This window comes from Streptomyces sp. NPDC058246 (genome assembly GCF_042881985.1).
Taxonomy (GTDB): Bacteria; Actinomycetota; Actinomycetes; order Streptomycetales; family Streptomycetaceae; genus Streptomyces.
Genome location: NZ_JBHVWZ010000006.1, coordinates 52,354 through 66,065, shown reverse-complemented (window position 1 = coordinate 66,065; position 13,712 = coordinate 52,354). Strand labels below are relative to the sequence as shown.

The following is a 13,712-nucleotide window of genomic DNA, read 5'->3' as shown; positions in this document are numbered from 1 at the left end:
GAGCGCCGGGGGCAGCGGAAGCGCCGGGAGCGGCGGAAACGCCGGGGGCAGCGGAAGCGCCGGGAGCACAGCGGCCGCCGCGCCCGCGCACACCTCCACTACCGGCGCCACGATCGAGCTGGAGCACCTCACCAAGCGCTACCCCGGCAGCCACGACCCGGCCGTGGACAGCGTCAACATGGAGATCAAGGCGGGCGAACTCGTCGTCTTCGTGGGCCCGTCGGGGTGCGGGAAGTCGACGACGCTCAAGATGATCAACCGGCTGATCGAACCGACCAGCGGCCGCATCCGCATCGGCGGCGAGGACGTCACCGACATGGACCCGGTCAAGCTGCGCCGCAAGATCGGGTACGCGATCCAGGCCTCCGGGCTCTTCCCGCACATGACGGTCGCCCAGAACATCGCGCTCGTACCGAAGATGGTCGGCTGGCCCAAGCCGCGGATCCGGGCGCGGGTGGAGGAGATGCTGGACCTGGTCGGGCTCGACCCGGCCGAGTTCCAGGGCCGCTATCCGCGGCAGCTCTCCGGCGGTCAGCAGCAACGCGTCGGCGTGGCACGGGCGTTGGCGGCCGACCCGCCCGTCCTGCTGATGGACGAGCCGTTCGGAGCCGTCGACCCGATCACCCGCGACCATCTCCAGGACGAGCTGATCAGGCTCCAGCACGAACTGCACAAGACGATCGTCTTCGTCACCCATGACTTCGACGAGGCGATCAAACTGGGCGACCGGATCGCGGTCCTGCGCGAACGCTCGCACATCGCGCAGTTCGACACCCCGGAGGCCATCCTCACCAACCCGGCCGACGACTTCGTGTCGGGGTTCGTGGGCGCGGGGGCGGCCCTCAAGCGGCTCAATCTCACGCGCGTACGGGATGTGGAGGTCACCGACTATCCGACGGTGACCGTGGACGACCCGCTGCAATCGATCTTCAACCTGCTCCGGGCGAGCGGTACGAACGAGATCCTGCTGCTCGACAAGCGGCGCCGCCCCTACAAGTGGCTGCGGCGCGGCGATCTGATGCGCGCCAAGGGCTCGCTGGCACGCGCGGGCACGCTCGTGCACGACACGGTGACCCTGGACGCCACGCTGCGGGACGCCCTGGAGGCGGTGCTCACGGACAACACGGGCCGGGTCGCGGTCACCGGGCGGCGCGGCGAGTACATCGGCGTCGTCGACATGGAGACGCTGATGAACTCCGTGCACGAGCTCCTCGAGGCCGACCGGCTGGAGGCGATGGAGCACCAGCACGAGCTGCAGGAGGCACGCGCCCAGCAGACCCACTTCGAGCAGGAGGGCACGGGCAGCGGGGAGGCCAAGGCGTGAACGGCGGGGAAGCGGGCGACGGCGTGAGCGGGTGGGCAGCGGGCGATGGGGTGAGCGGCCGGGATGCTGGCGACCGCGTGAGCGAGTGGGCAGCGGGCGATGGGGTGAGCGGCCGGGAAGCCGGCGACGGCGTGAGCGAGTGGGAAGCCGGCGACGGCGCGAGCGGCCGGGAAGCCGGCGACGGCGTGAGCGAGTGGGAAGCCGGCGACGGCGCGAGCGGCCGGGAAGCGGGCGACGGCGTGAGCGAGTGGGAAGCCGGCGACCGCGTGAGCGGGTGGGAGGCGACGGGGTGAACACACCGCCTACGGATCAGCGGCCCGAGGGCGAGCACGACGTCAAGGGGCTCGCGTTCCGGGACGACGGCGAGGCCGAGCAGGAGGCCCCGCCGCCGGTCGTCACGCTCAAGCGCCGGATCACCTGGCAGAAACTGACCTTTCTGCCGGCCGTCCTGGTGGCCCTGCTGCTCGCGACCTGGCTCTGGTTCCAGCAGGCGAACCTCGACGCCATCTCCGAGAACGCCCTGTCGAACGGCCAGGTGTCGAAGGCCCTGTGGCAGCACGTCCAACTGACCGTGATCTCCACCTTCTTCGTGCTGATCATCGCGATCCCGCTGGGCATCCTGCTCACCCGTAAGGCGTTCCGGAAGGCCACGCCCATCGCGATGACCTTCGCCAACATGGGGCAGGCCACCCCGGCGATCGGCCTGCTGGCCCTGCTGGTCATCTGGCTCGGCACCGGCCAGAAGGCGGCCCTGATCGGCATCATCATCTACGCCGTCCTGCCGGTCCTCTCCAACACGATCGCGGGCCTGAAGGCCAACGACCCGATCCTGCTGGAGGCCGCGCGCGGCATCGGCATGTCACCGCTCGGCGTCCTGTCCCGGATCGAACTCCCGCTGGCCGTCCCGCTGATCCTCGCGGGTGTCCGCACCGCCCTGGTCCTGAACGTGGGCACGGCGACCCTCGCCACCTTCGGCGGAGGCGGCGGACTCGGCGTCCTCATCACCACCGGAATCACCACCCAGCGCATGCCGGTCCTGGTGCTCGGCTCGATCCTCACGGTGGCACTCGCGCTGCTCGTCGACTGGCTGGCCTCACTGGCGGAACTGCTGCTGCGCCCGCGCGGGTTGGAGGCGGGTTCATGAGGCGTACGTGTCTGACGCTGGCCGGGATCCTGGTGCTGGCCTCCGGCTGCGGCCTGACCAGTGGCTCCCCCATGGTCGACAACGTCAGGCCCGGCTCGATCGGGCAGGGCGAGCCGCTCAAGGGCGCCGACCTCACCGTCACCTCCAAGGAGTTCACCGAGCAGCTGATCCTCGGCGCGATCATGGGCATCGCCTTCCAGGCGGCCGGTGCGCACGTGCTCGACCGCACCGGCATCCAGGGGTCGATCGGCGCCCGCGAGGCCGTCAAGAGCGGGGACGCGGACGCCATGTACGAGTACACGGGCACGGCCTGGATCACGTACCTCGGCAACAGCAAGCCCATCCCCGACCCGCAGCAGCAGTGGCAGGCCGTGCGCGAAGCGGACCTCAAGAACGGCCTGACGTGGCTGCCGCCGTCCGCTCTCAACAACACGTACGCGCTCTCCATGAACCAGGCCAACTTCAAGAAGTACGGCACGAAGACGCTCTCCGACGTGGCCGCGCTGGCCAAGAAGGACCCCGGCGCGGTCACGCTGTGCGTCGAGAGCGAGTTCGCCAACCGGGCGGACGGACTGCCGGGCATGGAGAAGGCGTACGGCATGAGCGTGCCGGCGAAGAACATCACGCAGATGGACACCGGGATCATCTACACCCAGGTGGCCAAGGGGAGTTGCACCTACGGAGAGGTCTTCACCACCGACGGGCGCATCAAGTCGATGCACCTGGAGGTGATGCAGGACGACAAGAAGTTCTTCCCCAACTACAACGCCGCGCCCGAGATCAACTCCAAGGCCCTGAAGAAGTATCCGGCCATCGCCGAGGTCATCGACCCCGTGACGAAGAAGCTGAACAACACGGTGGCCCAGGAGCTGAACGCGAAGGTGGACGTGCAGGGACAGGACCCGCACGAGGTGGCGTTGGACTGGATGGTGGCGGAGGGGTTCGTGACGGCGGGCTGAGGCGCTGCGGGGGGACTCTCTGCAGGACGACGTCTGGACGTCTGGGCGACTGCTCGCCGATGTGGCGTACCTGTCCCCGCACCTGGCCGGGGCTCAGGCTCAGCAGCCGTCCGCACCTGGCCGGGGCTCAGCAGCCGTCCGCACCTGGCCGGGGCTCAGCAGCTGGGAACCGAGCCCTTTCCCTTCTCCAGGGACACCAGGGAGTCCACCGCCCCCTTGAGCGTGGTCACCGGGATCAGGCGGAGCCCCTTGGGGAGTTCCGACTTCGCGTCCGAGCACTCGGCCTTCGGGACCAGGAAGATCGTCGCGCCGTCGCGGCGGGCGGCCTGGGTCTTGAGGGCGACGCCCCCCACCGCGCCGACCGTGCCATCGGTGTCGATCGTCCCGGTACCCGCGATGGTGCGACCCCCCGTGAGGTCGCCCCCGCTCCCGTCGCCGTCCAGCTTGTCGACGATGCCGAGCGAGAAGAGCAGCCCGGCACTGGGGCCGCCGACGTCGGCAAGCTTGAGGGTGACCTTGACGTCCTTCTTCTCGTGGAGGTACGAGAGCGCCGCCTCGGTGGCCGAGTCCTGGGACTGCTTCATCTGCTCGGCGTTGTGCTGCTCGATCTCCTTGACGCTGTTGCCGCTCGGGTAGACCGAGTCGCGCGGCAGCACGGCCCGGTCCGTGGCGAACCAGCCGCTGAGCACGTCGCCGAGCGAGACGTGCGCGTCCGGCCCGGTCGCCTCGATCGTCGTCATCCGCAGCTGCCCCTTGGTGTCCCGGGTGGGCGCCCCGCTGATGGTGATCACCGGGTCGCCCTTGTTCTCGCCGAGGACGTTCGCCGTCATACCGGGCTGCGCCACGGAGAACGGCAGCGGCGCGAACACCGCCGTGGCGAGCAGGGCCACGACGGGAACTGCGCAGACGGCGAGGGCCTTGGGGCGCGTGAGGCGAGAGAGCACGGGATCAATCTAACGGCACCGCGCCGCGCGGCCTCCGTACAGGTCCCGCCGCGCGGTCGTGAAGCGACACGGCGCCTCCGGAAGCGGTCCGGTGCGGCGCCCGGGGTGCCCGGCCCCGCAGAGACCGTCCGCACGGACGAAGGGCTTCAGCGGGCCTCAGCCAGGCAGCGGGCCGCAGCTAGACAGCGGGCTTCAGCCAGGCAGCGGGCCTCGGCTTCAGCAGGCCACGCTTCAGCTGTCCTCAGCTACAGAGGGCTCGGCTTCAGCAGGCCTCAGCTACAGCGGGCCTCAGCCAGGCAGCGAGCCTCAGCGCAAGGCGTCCGCGACCTCGCGGGCCGCGTCCACTACGCGGGGCCCCACCCGTTCGGGGACGGCGTCGGCGAGCATCACCACGCCGACGCTTCCCTCGACCCCCGTCACGCCGATCAGGGGAGCCGCCGCCCCACTGGCCCCCGCCTCCAACTCCCCATGCGTCAGCGTGTACCCCGGCTCCCCCGCCGACGCCTGCCGGGCGGCGAGGATCGCCCGCCCCGCGGCCCCCCGATCGAGCGGATGCCGGAACCCGGCACGATAGGCGACGTGATAATCCGTCCACGTCGGCTCCACGACGGCGACGGCCAACGCCTCCGTCCCGTCGACCAGCGTGAGATGAGCGGTGGCCCCTATGTCCTCGGCCAGCGATCGCAGCGCGGGCAGCGCGGCCTCCCGTACCAGCGGATGCACCTGACGCCCCAGCCGCAGCACCCCGAGCCCGACCCGGGCGCGGCCACCCAGATCACGGCGTACGAGTGCGTGCTGCTCCAACGTGGCGAGCAACCGGTACACGACGGTCCGGTTGACACCCAGCTTGTTCGAGAGCTCGGTGACGGTCAGCCCGTGATCCGTGTCGGCGAGCAGCTTGAGGACGCGCAGTCCCCGGTCGAGCGTCTGAGAGGTCTCCGCGGTCACGACGCCCACTCCTTAGTGGTGAGGTCGACGGCCCCCTCGCGGCGGTTGCGCCACCGAGTCCCGTCGGCGACGCGCCTCAGAGGCCGCCGGTCGGCTGACCACCCGAGTTCCTCCCGGGCGGAGTCGCTACACGGCTGCGCTCCGCGGCGGCGCTGCCACGGGGCGTGTGCGTACGCGGACAGTAGCGAAGCCGGTCCGCTCAGCGGAAGTCTCCGTCCAGAATCCGGGCAGTGGCCGGTACGGACTCCTTCCCTTTGCCCCGATACGCACGGCACCCGCCACGCGGCGCGCGCTCCTCATGCACACAGCGCACATGCCAGGGCGCGCGCGGGTACGCGCGCGCCAACAACCGGAGCGGACCGGACCGGACCGCAGCGGAATGGAGCGGACCGGGCCAGAGCGGAGGGGGCGGACCGGAGCCGAGCGGACCGGAACGGAGCCGAGCGGACCGGAGCCGAGCGGGGCGGACCGGAGCCGAGCGCAGCGGACCGGAGCGGACCCGCATGGACACTCCCCGTACAGGCACAGCGCCCAGCGTCACCGCATCCGGGTGGCCCACTCCTGCACCTTGGCGATCCGCTGCCGCAGCTGCCCCGCCGTCGCCTCCGCGCTCGGCGGCCCCCCGCACACGCGCCGCAGCTCGGTGTGGATCACGCCGTGCGGCTTGCCGCTCTGGTGGACGTACGCGCCGACCATGGTGTTGAGCTGCTTCCGGAGCTCCAGCATCTCCTTGTGGGAGACCACTGGGCGCCGCTCGGCGGGGAGTTCGAGGAGGTCGGCCTCGTCGTCCGGCTTCTTGCGGCTGTGCGCGATCTGCCGCGCCTGCCGCTTCTGGAGCAGCAACTGGACCTGGTCGGGTTCGAGGAGCCCGGGAATGCCCAGGTAGTCCTGCTCCTCCTCGCTCCCCGGGTGGGCCTGCATGCCGAACTCGGCGCCGTCGTAAAGGACCCGGTCGAAGACGGCCTCGGACTCCAGCGCCTCGAAGGAGAACTGCTCCTGCTCGCCGGTGTCCTCGTCCTGCTCCCGGTTCGCCTCCTCCATCTCCTGCTCGGACTCGGCGTACGGGTCCTCCTCGCCCTCCTTCTTGGGCTTGTCGAGGACGTGGTCGCGCTCGACCTCCATCTCGTTGGCGAAGCCGAGCAGGTCGGGGACGGTCGGGAGGAAGACGGAGGCGGTCTCGCCGCGCCGCCTCGACCGTACGAAACGGCCGACGGCCTGCGCGAAGAAGAGAGGAGTGGAGATGGTGGTGGCGTACACGCCGACGGCGAGCCGCGGCACGTCGACGCCCTCGGACACCATGCGCACCGCGACCATCCACCGGTCGTCGCTGTGGCTGAACTCGTCGATGCGGTTCGAGGCGCCCGCGTCGTCGGAGAGGACGAGCGTCGCCTTCGTACCGGTGATCTCGCGGATGAGCTTGGCGTAGGCGCGGGCCGAGTCCTGGTCGGAGGCGATGACCAGGGCGCCGGCGTCCGGGATGCCCTTGCGGACCTCGGTCAGCCGTTGGTCGGCGGCGCGCAGCACGCTCGGCATCCACTCGCCGCGCGGGTCGAGCGCGGTGCGCCAGGCCTGCGAGATGGCGTCCTTGGTCATGGGCTCGCCGAGCCGGGCGGCGATCTCGTCTCCCGCCTTGGTACGCCACCGCATATTGCCGCTGTAACTCAGGAAGATGACGGGCCGCACGACTCCGTCCCCCAGAGCGGACCCGTATCCGTACGTGTAGTCGGCGGAGGACCGCCGAATCCCGTCGTTCCCCTCCTCGTAGGCGACGAAGGGGATGGGGTTGGTGTCGGACCGGAAGGGCGTACCGGTGAGCGCGAGCCGGCGGGTGGCGGGCTCGAACGCCTCCAGGCAGGCCTCGCCCCAGGACTTGGAGTCACCGGCGTGGTGGATCTCGTCGAGGATGACGAGGGTCTTGCGCTGCTCGACCCGGTTGCGGTGCAGCATGGGCCGCACGCCCACCCCCGCGTACGTCACGGCGACGCCCTGGTACTCCTTGCTGAGCGGACCCGCGCTGTACTCGGGATCCAGCTTGATCCCTATCCGCGCGGCCGCCTCCGCCCACTGCTTCTTCAGATGCTCGGTCGGCGCGACCACGGTCACCTGCTGCACGACATGGTGGTGCAGCAGCCAGGACGCGAGCGTCAGTGCGAACGTCGTCTTGCCGGCGCCGGGGGTGGCGACGGCCAGGAAGTCACGCGGCTGCTCCTGGATATACCTCTCCATCGCCCCCTGCTGCCAGGCACGCAGCTTGTTGGCGGTGCCCCAGGGGGCGCGGCCGGGGAAGGCGGGTGAGAGGTGGTGCGAGGAGGAGGCACTGGCGGCGGTGGTAGTCACGGTCTCCGTTGGTGGTCGAATGGTGGTCGAATCAAAGGGGCCGCGCGCGGCGCGTCGGGTAGGGCGGTGGCGGGAGACGGGCGGGCGGCTCGGCTACGTATGACAACCGGGCCACCCTACCGGCGCCCCGGACGCGTCAACGCGCGGACGGCACCGGCTCACCCGCGGATGGGATCCACCTCACAGAGCCCGCAGCCACCCCGCGATCACCCCGATCCCGCTCTCCTCCCCGGCCGCCACATCGATGACCAGGCCGTACGCCGCCGCCTGGTCGCAGGTCGCCCAGCGCCTCGGCCGGATCAGCGCTCCCGCAGCCGCGTCGTCACCCAGGCGCCCACCAGTGCCACCCCGGCCATCGGCAGGAACACGGCGGCGAAGGCGGCGGGGTGCGAGCCGGAGGCCGAGGCGGCAGCGTCCGTGACCGTGCCTCCGCCCAGGGCCGCGAAGGCCGCGCCGCCCGCTGCGAGCAACGCCCGAGGATGGACACCCACATCACCCCGGCCGTCCCGGACAGCAGCAGCCCGGCCGCGAAGGCCCCGATCCCCGCCGTCAGGGACGCCAGCGGCCCACCCCGGTCCGACCACTGCCCGGCCAGCACCATCCCGAACAGACTCGTCGTGAAGTACCCCGAGAACGCGAAGGCGTACGACGAGACCCCGTCGAGGTCCCGCGCCGCCACGGGCATCGCCGTCCCGACGGCCGTCGCCTCGAACGCGATCAACATCACGACGGACACGATCCCGACGCTGAGGCCCGGTAGGGCCGGCTCAGCACACCGCCCTCGGCCTCGGCCGGGACCGTCGTGACATCACGCTTCCAGGGCTGTCATGGCCGTCAGCGTAAGGGGCACAACCGACACTGGCTCCTGTCCGAAGACGGTGATCGCCTGAGCCTTTGGTCGTACGACGGCCCACGCCCAGGCGCCCCTGCCCAGGCACCCCTGGGGATTCATGAACGGCGTATGGCAGTCCCATTGCAGCCCCCGCACACCCCTTGAGCCCCACCCTCGCCCCGCCTACGGTCAACTCATCAGGTTCGGAACGAGTGAGCCGTGCCGCACCTGAGACTGGCCGTGTGCCCGAGTGGTTCAGGGACTCGCCTGCAAAGCGAGTTACGTGGGTTCGATTCCCGCCACGGCCTCAACTGCCTTGACCAGGCCAAACGAAAGGGCGGTACCCCTACCAGGGTGCCGCCCTTTGGGCCGTCCGTCCCAGTTCCCGTCTCAGCCTCTTCTCGCGGAGAGAATTCCCACGGCAACGTCTTCGGGCAGCTCGGCAACGGCAGCACCACCGACAGCTCACGCAGGCCGTGTCCGAGGGGCCTCCGATCCCGCCAAGCGCGTACTTCTCGGCTGTCGGGTAGCTCTCGTCGGCCGTGGCCGGAGGGCTCCGGTCGCGGGCAGCGGGTCAGGGGGATGTGGTCCGGCGTGCCGGGGCCACTTCGGCGATGACGGAGTCGAGGCAGGTGCCGAAGTCGGTGGTCGCGATGTGGCCGACATAGCCGTCGGGACGGATCAGGACCAGGGTGTCCTCGGTGACGCCGTACGCGTCGAGGATCGCTTCATCGGCTGCGCTCGCGGGCACGGTGGTCTTGGTGGCCGTGTGCCGGTGGAGTTCGGCGCCGTCTGCTGGCCAGTCGATGACGGGCAGGGCGGCGTCGGCCCGCTCGCCGAAGGCCAGAAGGGTGAAGTGAGAACCGCGGTACAGGTCGAAGAGGCGTGCGGACGTGCCCGGTACCAGGGAGTCCGGTGCCCGGTCCCCGACGCGCAGCTTCGTGGTCCGGGCGGCGGAGGTGGGTGCCAGAGGGCCGCCGTAGTAGGAGATGGACAGCTGCCGTTCGGCGTCGCCGCGCTTGATCTTCGACAGGCTTGGCCGCTTGAGCCCTTCGTACAGTTCGGACGAGCGGCCCAGCACCTGCGCGGCGATGGGACGACGCTCACCCTCGTAGGTGTCCAGCAGCGCTTCCGGCGCACCCGCCAGGACCTGGCCGAGCTTCCAACCCAGGTTGTAGGCGTCCTGGATCCCGGTGTTGAGGCCCTGAGCGCCGGCCGGAGTGTGGACGTGGGCGGCGTCGCCGCAGATCAGGACCCGCCCCTCGCGGTAATGCTCGGCCAGCCGCACATTGGGCCGGAACAGCGAGGACCAGGTGATGTCCCGCAGCTTCAGCGAGCCGCCGACCAAGTGGTCGAAGAGCGTGACGAGAACCCGGTCCGTCAGGTCGACGGGGTCTTCGGGACGTAGCTTGAACATGATCTGGAACTGCTCGCCGCCCGGCAGCGGACACGCACCGACGAAGCGCCGGCTCAGGTGCGGCCACACGTGCCAGCGGTCGCGCGACAGGCCGTCGACCGCACCGTCCGCGATGATCATCCGGTCGGATTCGTCGGTGGTGCCCTCGAACCGGATCCCGCAGGACTTGCGGACGGTACTGCCGCCTCCGTCGGCGCCCACCAGGTAGCGCGACCGCACTCGCTCGCCGTTGGACAGCAGCGCGGTCACCGACTGGGCGTCCTGCTCGACCTTCTCCACCCCGAGACCGAAGCCGATCCGGACCGAGTGGGCTTCCACGGCCTCGCGCAGGATCGCCGTCGTGGACGACTGAGGCAGCAGCAGGATGTCGGGGTGGGGAGTCGTGGGCTCCTCGGGGCTGGACTTCATCATGGCCGGCTTCATGGTGAACGGCCCCAGATGCACACCCATCGGTGGGTAGGGCCCGCCCGCGGCCCGGGCGGCCTCGAGAACACCGAGGTCATCGAAGACCTCCAGGGTGCGGGGCTGTACCCCCTTCGCGCGTGAGCCGGGGAAGGTGCCTTCCTCCCGGTCGACCAGCATCACCCGCATGCCGCGGCGCGCCAGGTCGAGCGTGAGCGTCAGCCCGGCCGGCCCGGCGCCCACGATCAGCACGTCAGGCACCGCACCGGTCACCGCACCCGTCTCCTTAATGGCGTTAAGTTCCATGGCGTCAGCCTGCACTTAACGCCGTTAAGCTGTCAAGCGGACGTCCACGAGATGCCGGACCCGGCAAACGCGCAAAAAGAGGGGCGGCACCCTTTCCGGGTACCGCCCCTCTTTGCGTCCGGACCACGGCGCGGGGTTTGCGTCCGGGCTACGGCGCGGGTTTGCGTCCGGGCTACGGCGCCGGGCAGGCGTCCGGTCCGCCCTTGTCGAACGCGGCCTTGGTGCAGTAAGTGATGGTCGGGTAGTAAGGGCCCATGACCGTGGCCGGGTCCTGGCCCTTCTGAATGCTCTGTACGGCGTTGTGGAAGTCCCCGGCCGGGAGCATGTTCCGCAGAAGCAGGATGCCGTTGACGTTGGTGGGTCCCCAGGAGATCCAGGTGATCTGGTGGGACGTGGTCGCCTGCGCGGGGCGGTCCTGGGGCGTGGAGACCACATAGGTGTACTTCCCGTCCTTCAGGGCCGTCTGGAAGTCAGCGGCGCAGGAGCTCGACGGGTAGGGAAGCTGCCACTGGTTCTGACACAGCGACCAGTACCTGAGTTGCGTCTTGGTGAGCACCGACTGATCGAGGCTGGTATTGGGGAACGTCGGCGCCTTACCCCGGATAACGGCAATACGGCCGGATTTGTACTCGATCGGGGTGCACAGGTATTTGTTGTACGGGTTGGGGAACAGCCCCCCGACCTTATTGGGCACGGCGAAACCCGGAGCGCTCGGAGTGGACTTCCCGCATCCTTCGAATCCTCCCGGAGGTGCGTTGCTCTTCACCAGCTGCCGTAGGAAATCGGCCAGTGGTCCGGCAGGGCCCTGCGAAGAACCGGCTGCGGGACAGGTCGCGATGTTGCTGGTGCTGCCGCCCTGGTGCTGGATCGCGAGAGTGGGAAGGGGAACGCCGCCGGTGGGATCGGACGACTGGTCCGGCACATAGATCCTCAGCGCGATGAACCCGGATCCGGAGGCGGCGCTGTTGGCGGTGGCGGCCAGGGTGTTGTGACCGGAGCCCGCTTTGACGCCACTCCGCGCGATGACGCGATACCGGTGCTGCGCGGGGTCGGTGCCGGCGTTCGCCTGACTGAAGGGGTTCTTGCTGCCGGCGCTCGGAGCGATCGCGTTGTCGGCGAGCGAGTCGATCGGCGACCCCTTGGTGTCGTACGTCGTCAGCGAAGTGAACCGGGCCGATGGATATGTTCCCTCCGCGACCAGCTGGTCCCCCTTGGCCAACTGGTACGGCATGACCCAGTAGGTGGCGTTCGTCTCGGGGAACGCGAAATTCAACCTGCTGGGACTGACCACGGCCGGCCACCCGCAGGAGACCTTGGGGACACTCGCCCCGCCCGTTCCCGCCGGGACCGCCGGGACCGCCGGGACCGCCGCATTGGCCGACGGAACGGCCAGCACGGCGAGGATGCCCACCGCGAGGGAACAGGCTCCGAGCCGTTGCCTCAAAGAGTGCATGGCTTCGAAAGAGTGCATGGCTTCGCTCCGTCCCAAGGACGCCGAAGGTGGCGGAGGCCGTGCGCTCATGGGGACGTGGAGCATTCGGCGTGCTGTAGGGGTTGAGATTCAAAACCCCGGGCCCAGCGGGCAGCCGGTGGCCCCTCACGGTTTACTGCACGTGTTTTCCGTCGCCGTTTCGGTACTGCCGTTCGGTCCGACGAGCGCCTTCCTGCCTCGCGCTCCCCTGAAAAAGGCACCCACAGAACAGTCTCACGCCGTCACCGGCGTCACGCAATGTGGCAGCGGCCGGGCACATGCTCGCTGCGTCCGCGCCGATCCGCTGTTCCATTGCCGTACCGCCTCAAGTGCGGGCCGGGGCCCAGGCGTACAGCGTTCCGCCGGCCTCGTCCTCGAATATCTCCGGCCAGTAGCGCCAGCCGTCGTCGCCGTCGAGCAGCGGGGTCGGGTCGCAGGCGACGGGGTCGATCACGGCGAGGGTTTGGGTCATGGTGGCGGCGAGTTGTCCGTAGGCGTCGCTCAGGCCGTGGGTCGCGTCGAGCGTCTTCTCGCGGTGGAGGAGCCAGAGGGTGAAGGCGAGCGTGGAGATGTCGGCGTTGAGAGGGCGGAGAGTGAGGTCCGGCTCGCTCCAGGCGAGGACCGCGCCGGTGGTGCCGTCCACGACGAGGCTCGTGTCCTCCAGGAGGTGGCCGAGGCGTATCAGGCGGTGCGCGGCGGCGGGGAGTTCGTCGGCGGTGAAGTCGCCGGGGCGCTCGTCCGCGTAGTACTCGCTGAGCGCCGGCAGCGGCACCTCCGTGTCCAGCTGGAAGAGGAGGCCGTCCTCGGGCAGGCCCGTCTCCCGCAGGAAGCGGCGCGTCGGCTCGTGCACGAGCGCGGAGGGGAAGTCGACGTCCTCGAAGCGCATGATCCCGCCCGCGCCGAACTCCTCGTCCAGCAGCCGCTTCGACAGGTCCAGGACGAGACCGTCACCGGGACCCGCGATCCGGGCCAGCGGGCGGATCAGCGCGGCCATCCGCCAGTACGGCGGCACATCCGCGCCCGCGCCCGCCCCGAAGACGGTGGACAGGCGGTCCGACGCCTCCGTGACCGCCTTCGGTCCGAACTGACCCGACGTGCCGAACCGGCCCCGGGACGTCGTCAGTTCCTCCGTGGCCGCCGCGAAGCGCAGCAGCGCCTCCAGGGAGGGGGCCAGGGGGGACAGGTCCATCAGGGCGGGGTTCCGGTGGACGTACGTCGTGGAGACCTCCCCCGTCGTGCCGTCCAGCACGATCGACTCCAGGTCCCTGTCGAGGCTCCGGAGCGCGCCTATGACGAGTTGGTCCCGCAGCTCCTCGGCGAGCCGCTCCGCGTCGCCGGCCAGGTCCGCGAGCCGTCGCAGGCCGTGCTCCCGCAGTGCGCCGAACCCCAGCAGCGCGCCGCCGGACGGCAGTCCGGGGCCCGTCAGCCATTGCCGCGTTCCCGCGTGCGTGATGTACGGATCCAGCTCGTCGTCGGACAGTGTGAACGCGCCGCCGACATCGGTGTCAGTCGTGCTCATGGCTCCCCCGCGCTGATGAACGCATCGTGCTTCCCCCGGGCGGAACACCGCGGCGTCCCGCGGCAGTTCCCCATTGACGCAGAACCATACGCCGCCCCACTGACAACGC

General features: G+C 70.1%; 11 protein-coding genes, 1 tRNA gene and 1 pseudogene. 5 read left to right on the top strand and 8 right to left on the bottom strand.

Annotated elements, in window-relative coordinates:
• Positions 1 to 112: 112 nt before the first annotated feature.
• The 4 genes from ACFVXA_RS11095 to ACFVXA_RS11080 are packed head-to-tail and all read left to right on the top strand — an operon-like array spanning position 113 to position 3,427.
• Positions 113 to 1,324 carry a betaine/proline/choline family ABC transporter ATP-binding protein gene (locus ACFVXA_RS11095; protein WP_383735263.1) on the top strand — a complete coding sequence of 404 codons (1,212 nt, stop codon included), beginning with the start codon at positions 113 to 115 and terminating at the stop codon, positions 1,322 to 1,324.
• Positions 1,321 to 1,617 (top strand): hypothetical protein, encoded by a 297-nt coding sequence (locus ACFVXA_RS11090; RefSeq protein WP_390024698.1) that lies wholly within the window; start codon positions 1,321 to 1,323, stop codon positions 1,615 to 1,617. Before ACFVXA_RS11095 ends, ACFVXA_RS11090 begins: the two co-directional genes overlap by 4 nt.
• Positions 1,614 to 2,468 carry an ABC transporter permease gene (locus ACFVXA_RS11085; protein ID WP_389747521.1) on the top strand — a complete coding sequence of 285 codons (855 nt, stop codon included), beginning with the start codon at positions 1,614 to 1,616 and terminating at the stop codon, positions 2,466 to 2,468. The genes ACFVXA_RS11090 and ACFVXA_RS11085 overlap by 4 nt, the downstream gene beginning before the upstream one ends.
• The gene (locus ACFVXA_RS11080) at positions 2,465 to 3,427 is read left to right on the top strand and encodes a glycine betaine ABC transporter substrate-binding protein (RefSeq protein WP_390024696.1); all 963 of its coding nucleotides are present in this window, start codon (positions 2,465 to 2,467) and stop codon (positions 3,425 to 3,427) included. Before ACFVXA_RS11085 ends, ACFVXA_RS11080 begins: the two co-directional genes overlap by 4 nt.
• Before the next feature lie 155 nt (positions 3,428 to 3,582).
• On the opposite strand, the gene ACFVXA_RS11075 is transcribed toward ACFVXA_RS11080, so the two are convergent.
• The 5 genes and pseudogenes from ACFVXA_RS11075 to ACFVXA_RS11055 form a co-directional block, all read right to left on the bottom strand.
• On the bottom strand, positions 3,583 to 4,371 hold the full coding sequence (locus tag ACFVXA_RS11075; protein WP_362017712.1) for a S16 family serine protease: 789 nt from the start codon (positions 4,369 to 4,371) through the stop codon (positions 3,583 to 3,585).
• Between the two features lie 306 nt (positions 4,372 to 4,677).
• Positions 4,678 to 5,319 carry a helix-turn-helix domain-containing protein gene (locus ACFVXA_RS11070; protein WP_362017711.1) on the bottom strand — a complete coding sequence of 214 codons (642 nt, stop codon included), beginning with the start codon at positions 5,317 to 5,319 and terminating at the stop codon, positions 4,678 to 4,680.
• Between the two features lie 537 nt (positions 5,320 to 5,856).
• On the bottom strand, positions 5,857 to 7,656 hold the full coding sequence (locus ACFVXA_RS11065) for a DEAD/DEAH box helicase (protein WP_362017710.1): 1,800 nt from the start codon (positions 7,654 to 7,656) through the stop codon (positions 5,857 to 5,859).
• Positions 7,657 to 7,955: 299 nt separating this feature from the next.
• On the bottom strand, positions 7,956 to 8,126 hold the full coding sequence (locus tag ACFVXA_RS11060; RefSeq protein ID WP_384396280.1) for a hypothetical protein: 171 nt from the start codon (positions 8,124 to 8,126) through the stop codon (positions 7,956 to 7,958).
• Positions 8,117 to 8,430, bottom strand: a pseudogene (locus ACFVXA_RS11055) (MFS transporter); the annotation flags it as partial. The gene ACFVXA_RS11060 and the pseudogene ACFVXA_RS11055, both read right to left, overlap by 10 nt.
• A 294-nt stretch (positions 8,431 to 8,724) precedes the next feature.
• Between ACFVXA_RS11055 and ACFVXA_RS11050 the strand changes: the two are divergent.
• Positions 8,725 to 8,796, top strand: a tRNA-Cys gene (locus ACFVXA_RS11050).
• Positions 8,797 to 9,062: 266 nt separating this feature from the next.
• Here ACFVXA_RS11050 and ACFVXA_RS11045 read toward each other — a convergent pair.
• The 3 genes from ACFVXA_RS11045 to ACFVXA_RS11035 form a co-directional block, all read right to left on the bottom strand.
• Positions 9,063 to 10,613: an FAD-dependent monooxygenase gene (locus ACFVXA_RS11045; protein WP_390024694.1), complete on the bottom strand. Its 1,551-nt coding sequence runs from the start codon at positions 10,611 to 10,613 to the stop codon at positions 9,063 to 9,065.
• A 172-nt stretch (positions 10,614 to 10,785) separates the two neighbouring features.
• Positions 10,786 to 12,084 carry a hypothetical protein gene (locus ACFVXA_RS11040; protein WP_390024692.1) on the bottom strand — a complete coding sequence of 433 codons (1,299 nt, stop codon included), beginning with the start codon at positions 12,082 to 12,084 and terminating at the stop codon, positions 10,786 to 10,788.
• Positions 12,085 to 12,409: 325 nt separating this feature from the next.
• On the bottom strand, positions 12,410 to 13,603 hold the full coding sequence (locus ACFVXA_RS11035) for an SUKH-4 family immunity protein (protein ID WP_390024690.1): 1,194 nt from the start codon (positions 13,601 to 13,603) through the stop codon (positions 12,410 to 12,412).
• Positions 13,604 to 13,712: the final 109 nt, after the last annotated feature.

Bases quoted from the DNA above. Each gene is read 5' to 3' on its own strand.
- ACFVXA_RS11080 (WP_390024696.1), top strand. From the start codon at position 2,465: ATGAGGCGTACGTGTCTGACGCTGGCCGGGATCCTGGTGCTGGCCTCC.
- ACFVXA_RS11045 (WP_390024694.1), bottom strand. From the start codon at position 10,613: ATGGAACTTAACGCCATTAAGGAGACGGGTGCGGTGACCGGTGCGGTG.
- ACFVXA_RS11040 (WP_390024692.1), bottom strand. From the start codon at position 12,084: ATGCACTCTTTCGAAGCCATGCACTCTTTGAGGCAACGGCTCGGAGCC.
- ACFVXA_RS11035 (WP_390024690.1), bottom strand. From the start codon at position 13,603: ATGAGCACGACTGACACCGATGTCGGCGGCGCGTTCACACTGTCCGAC.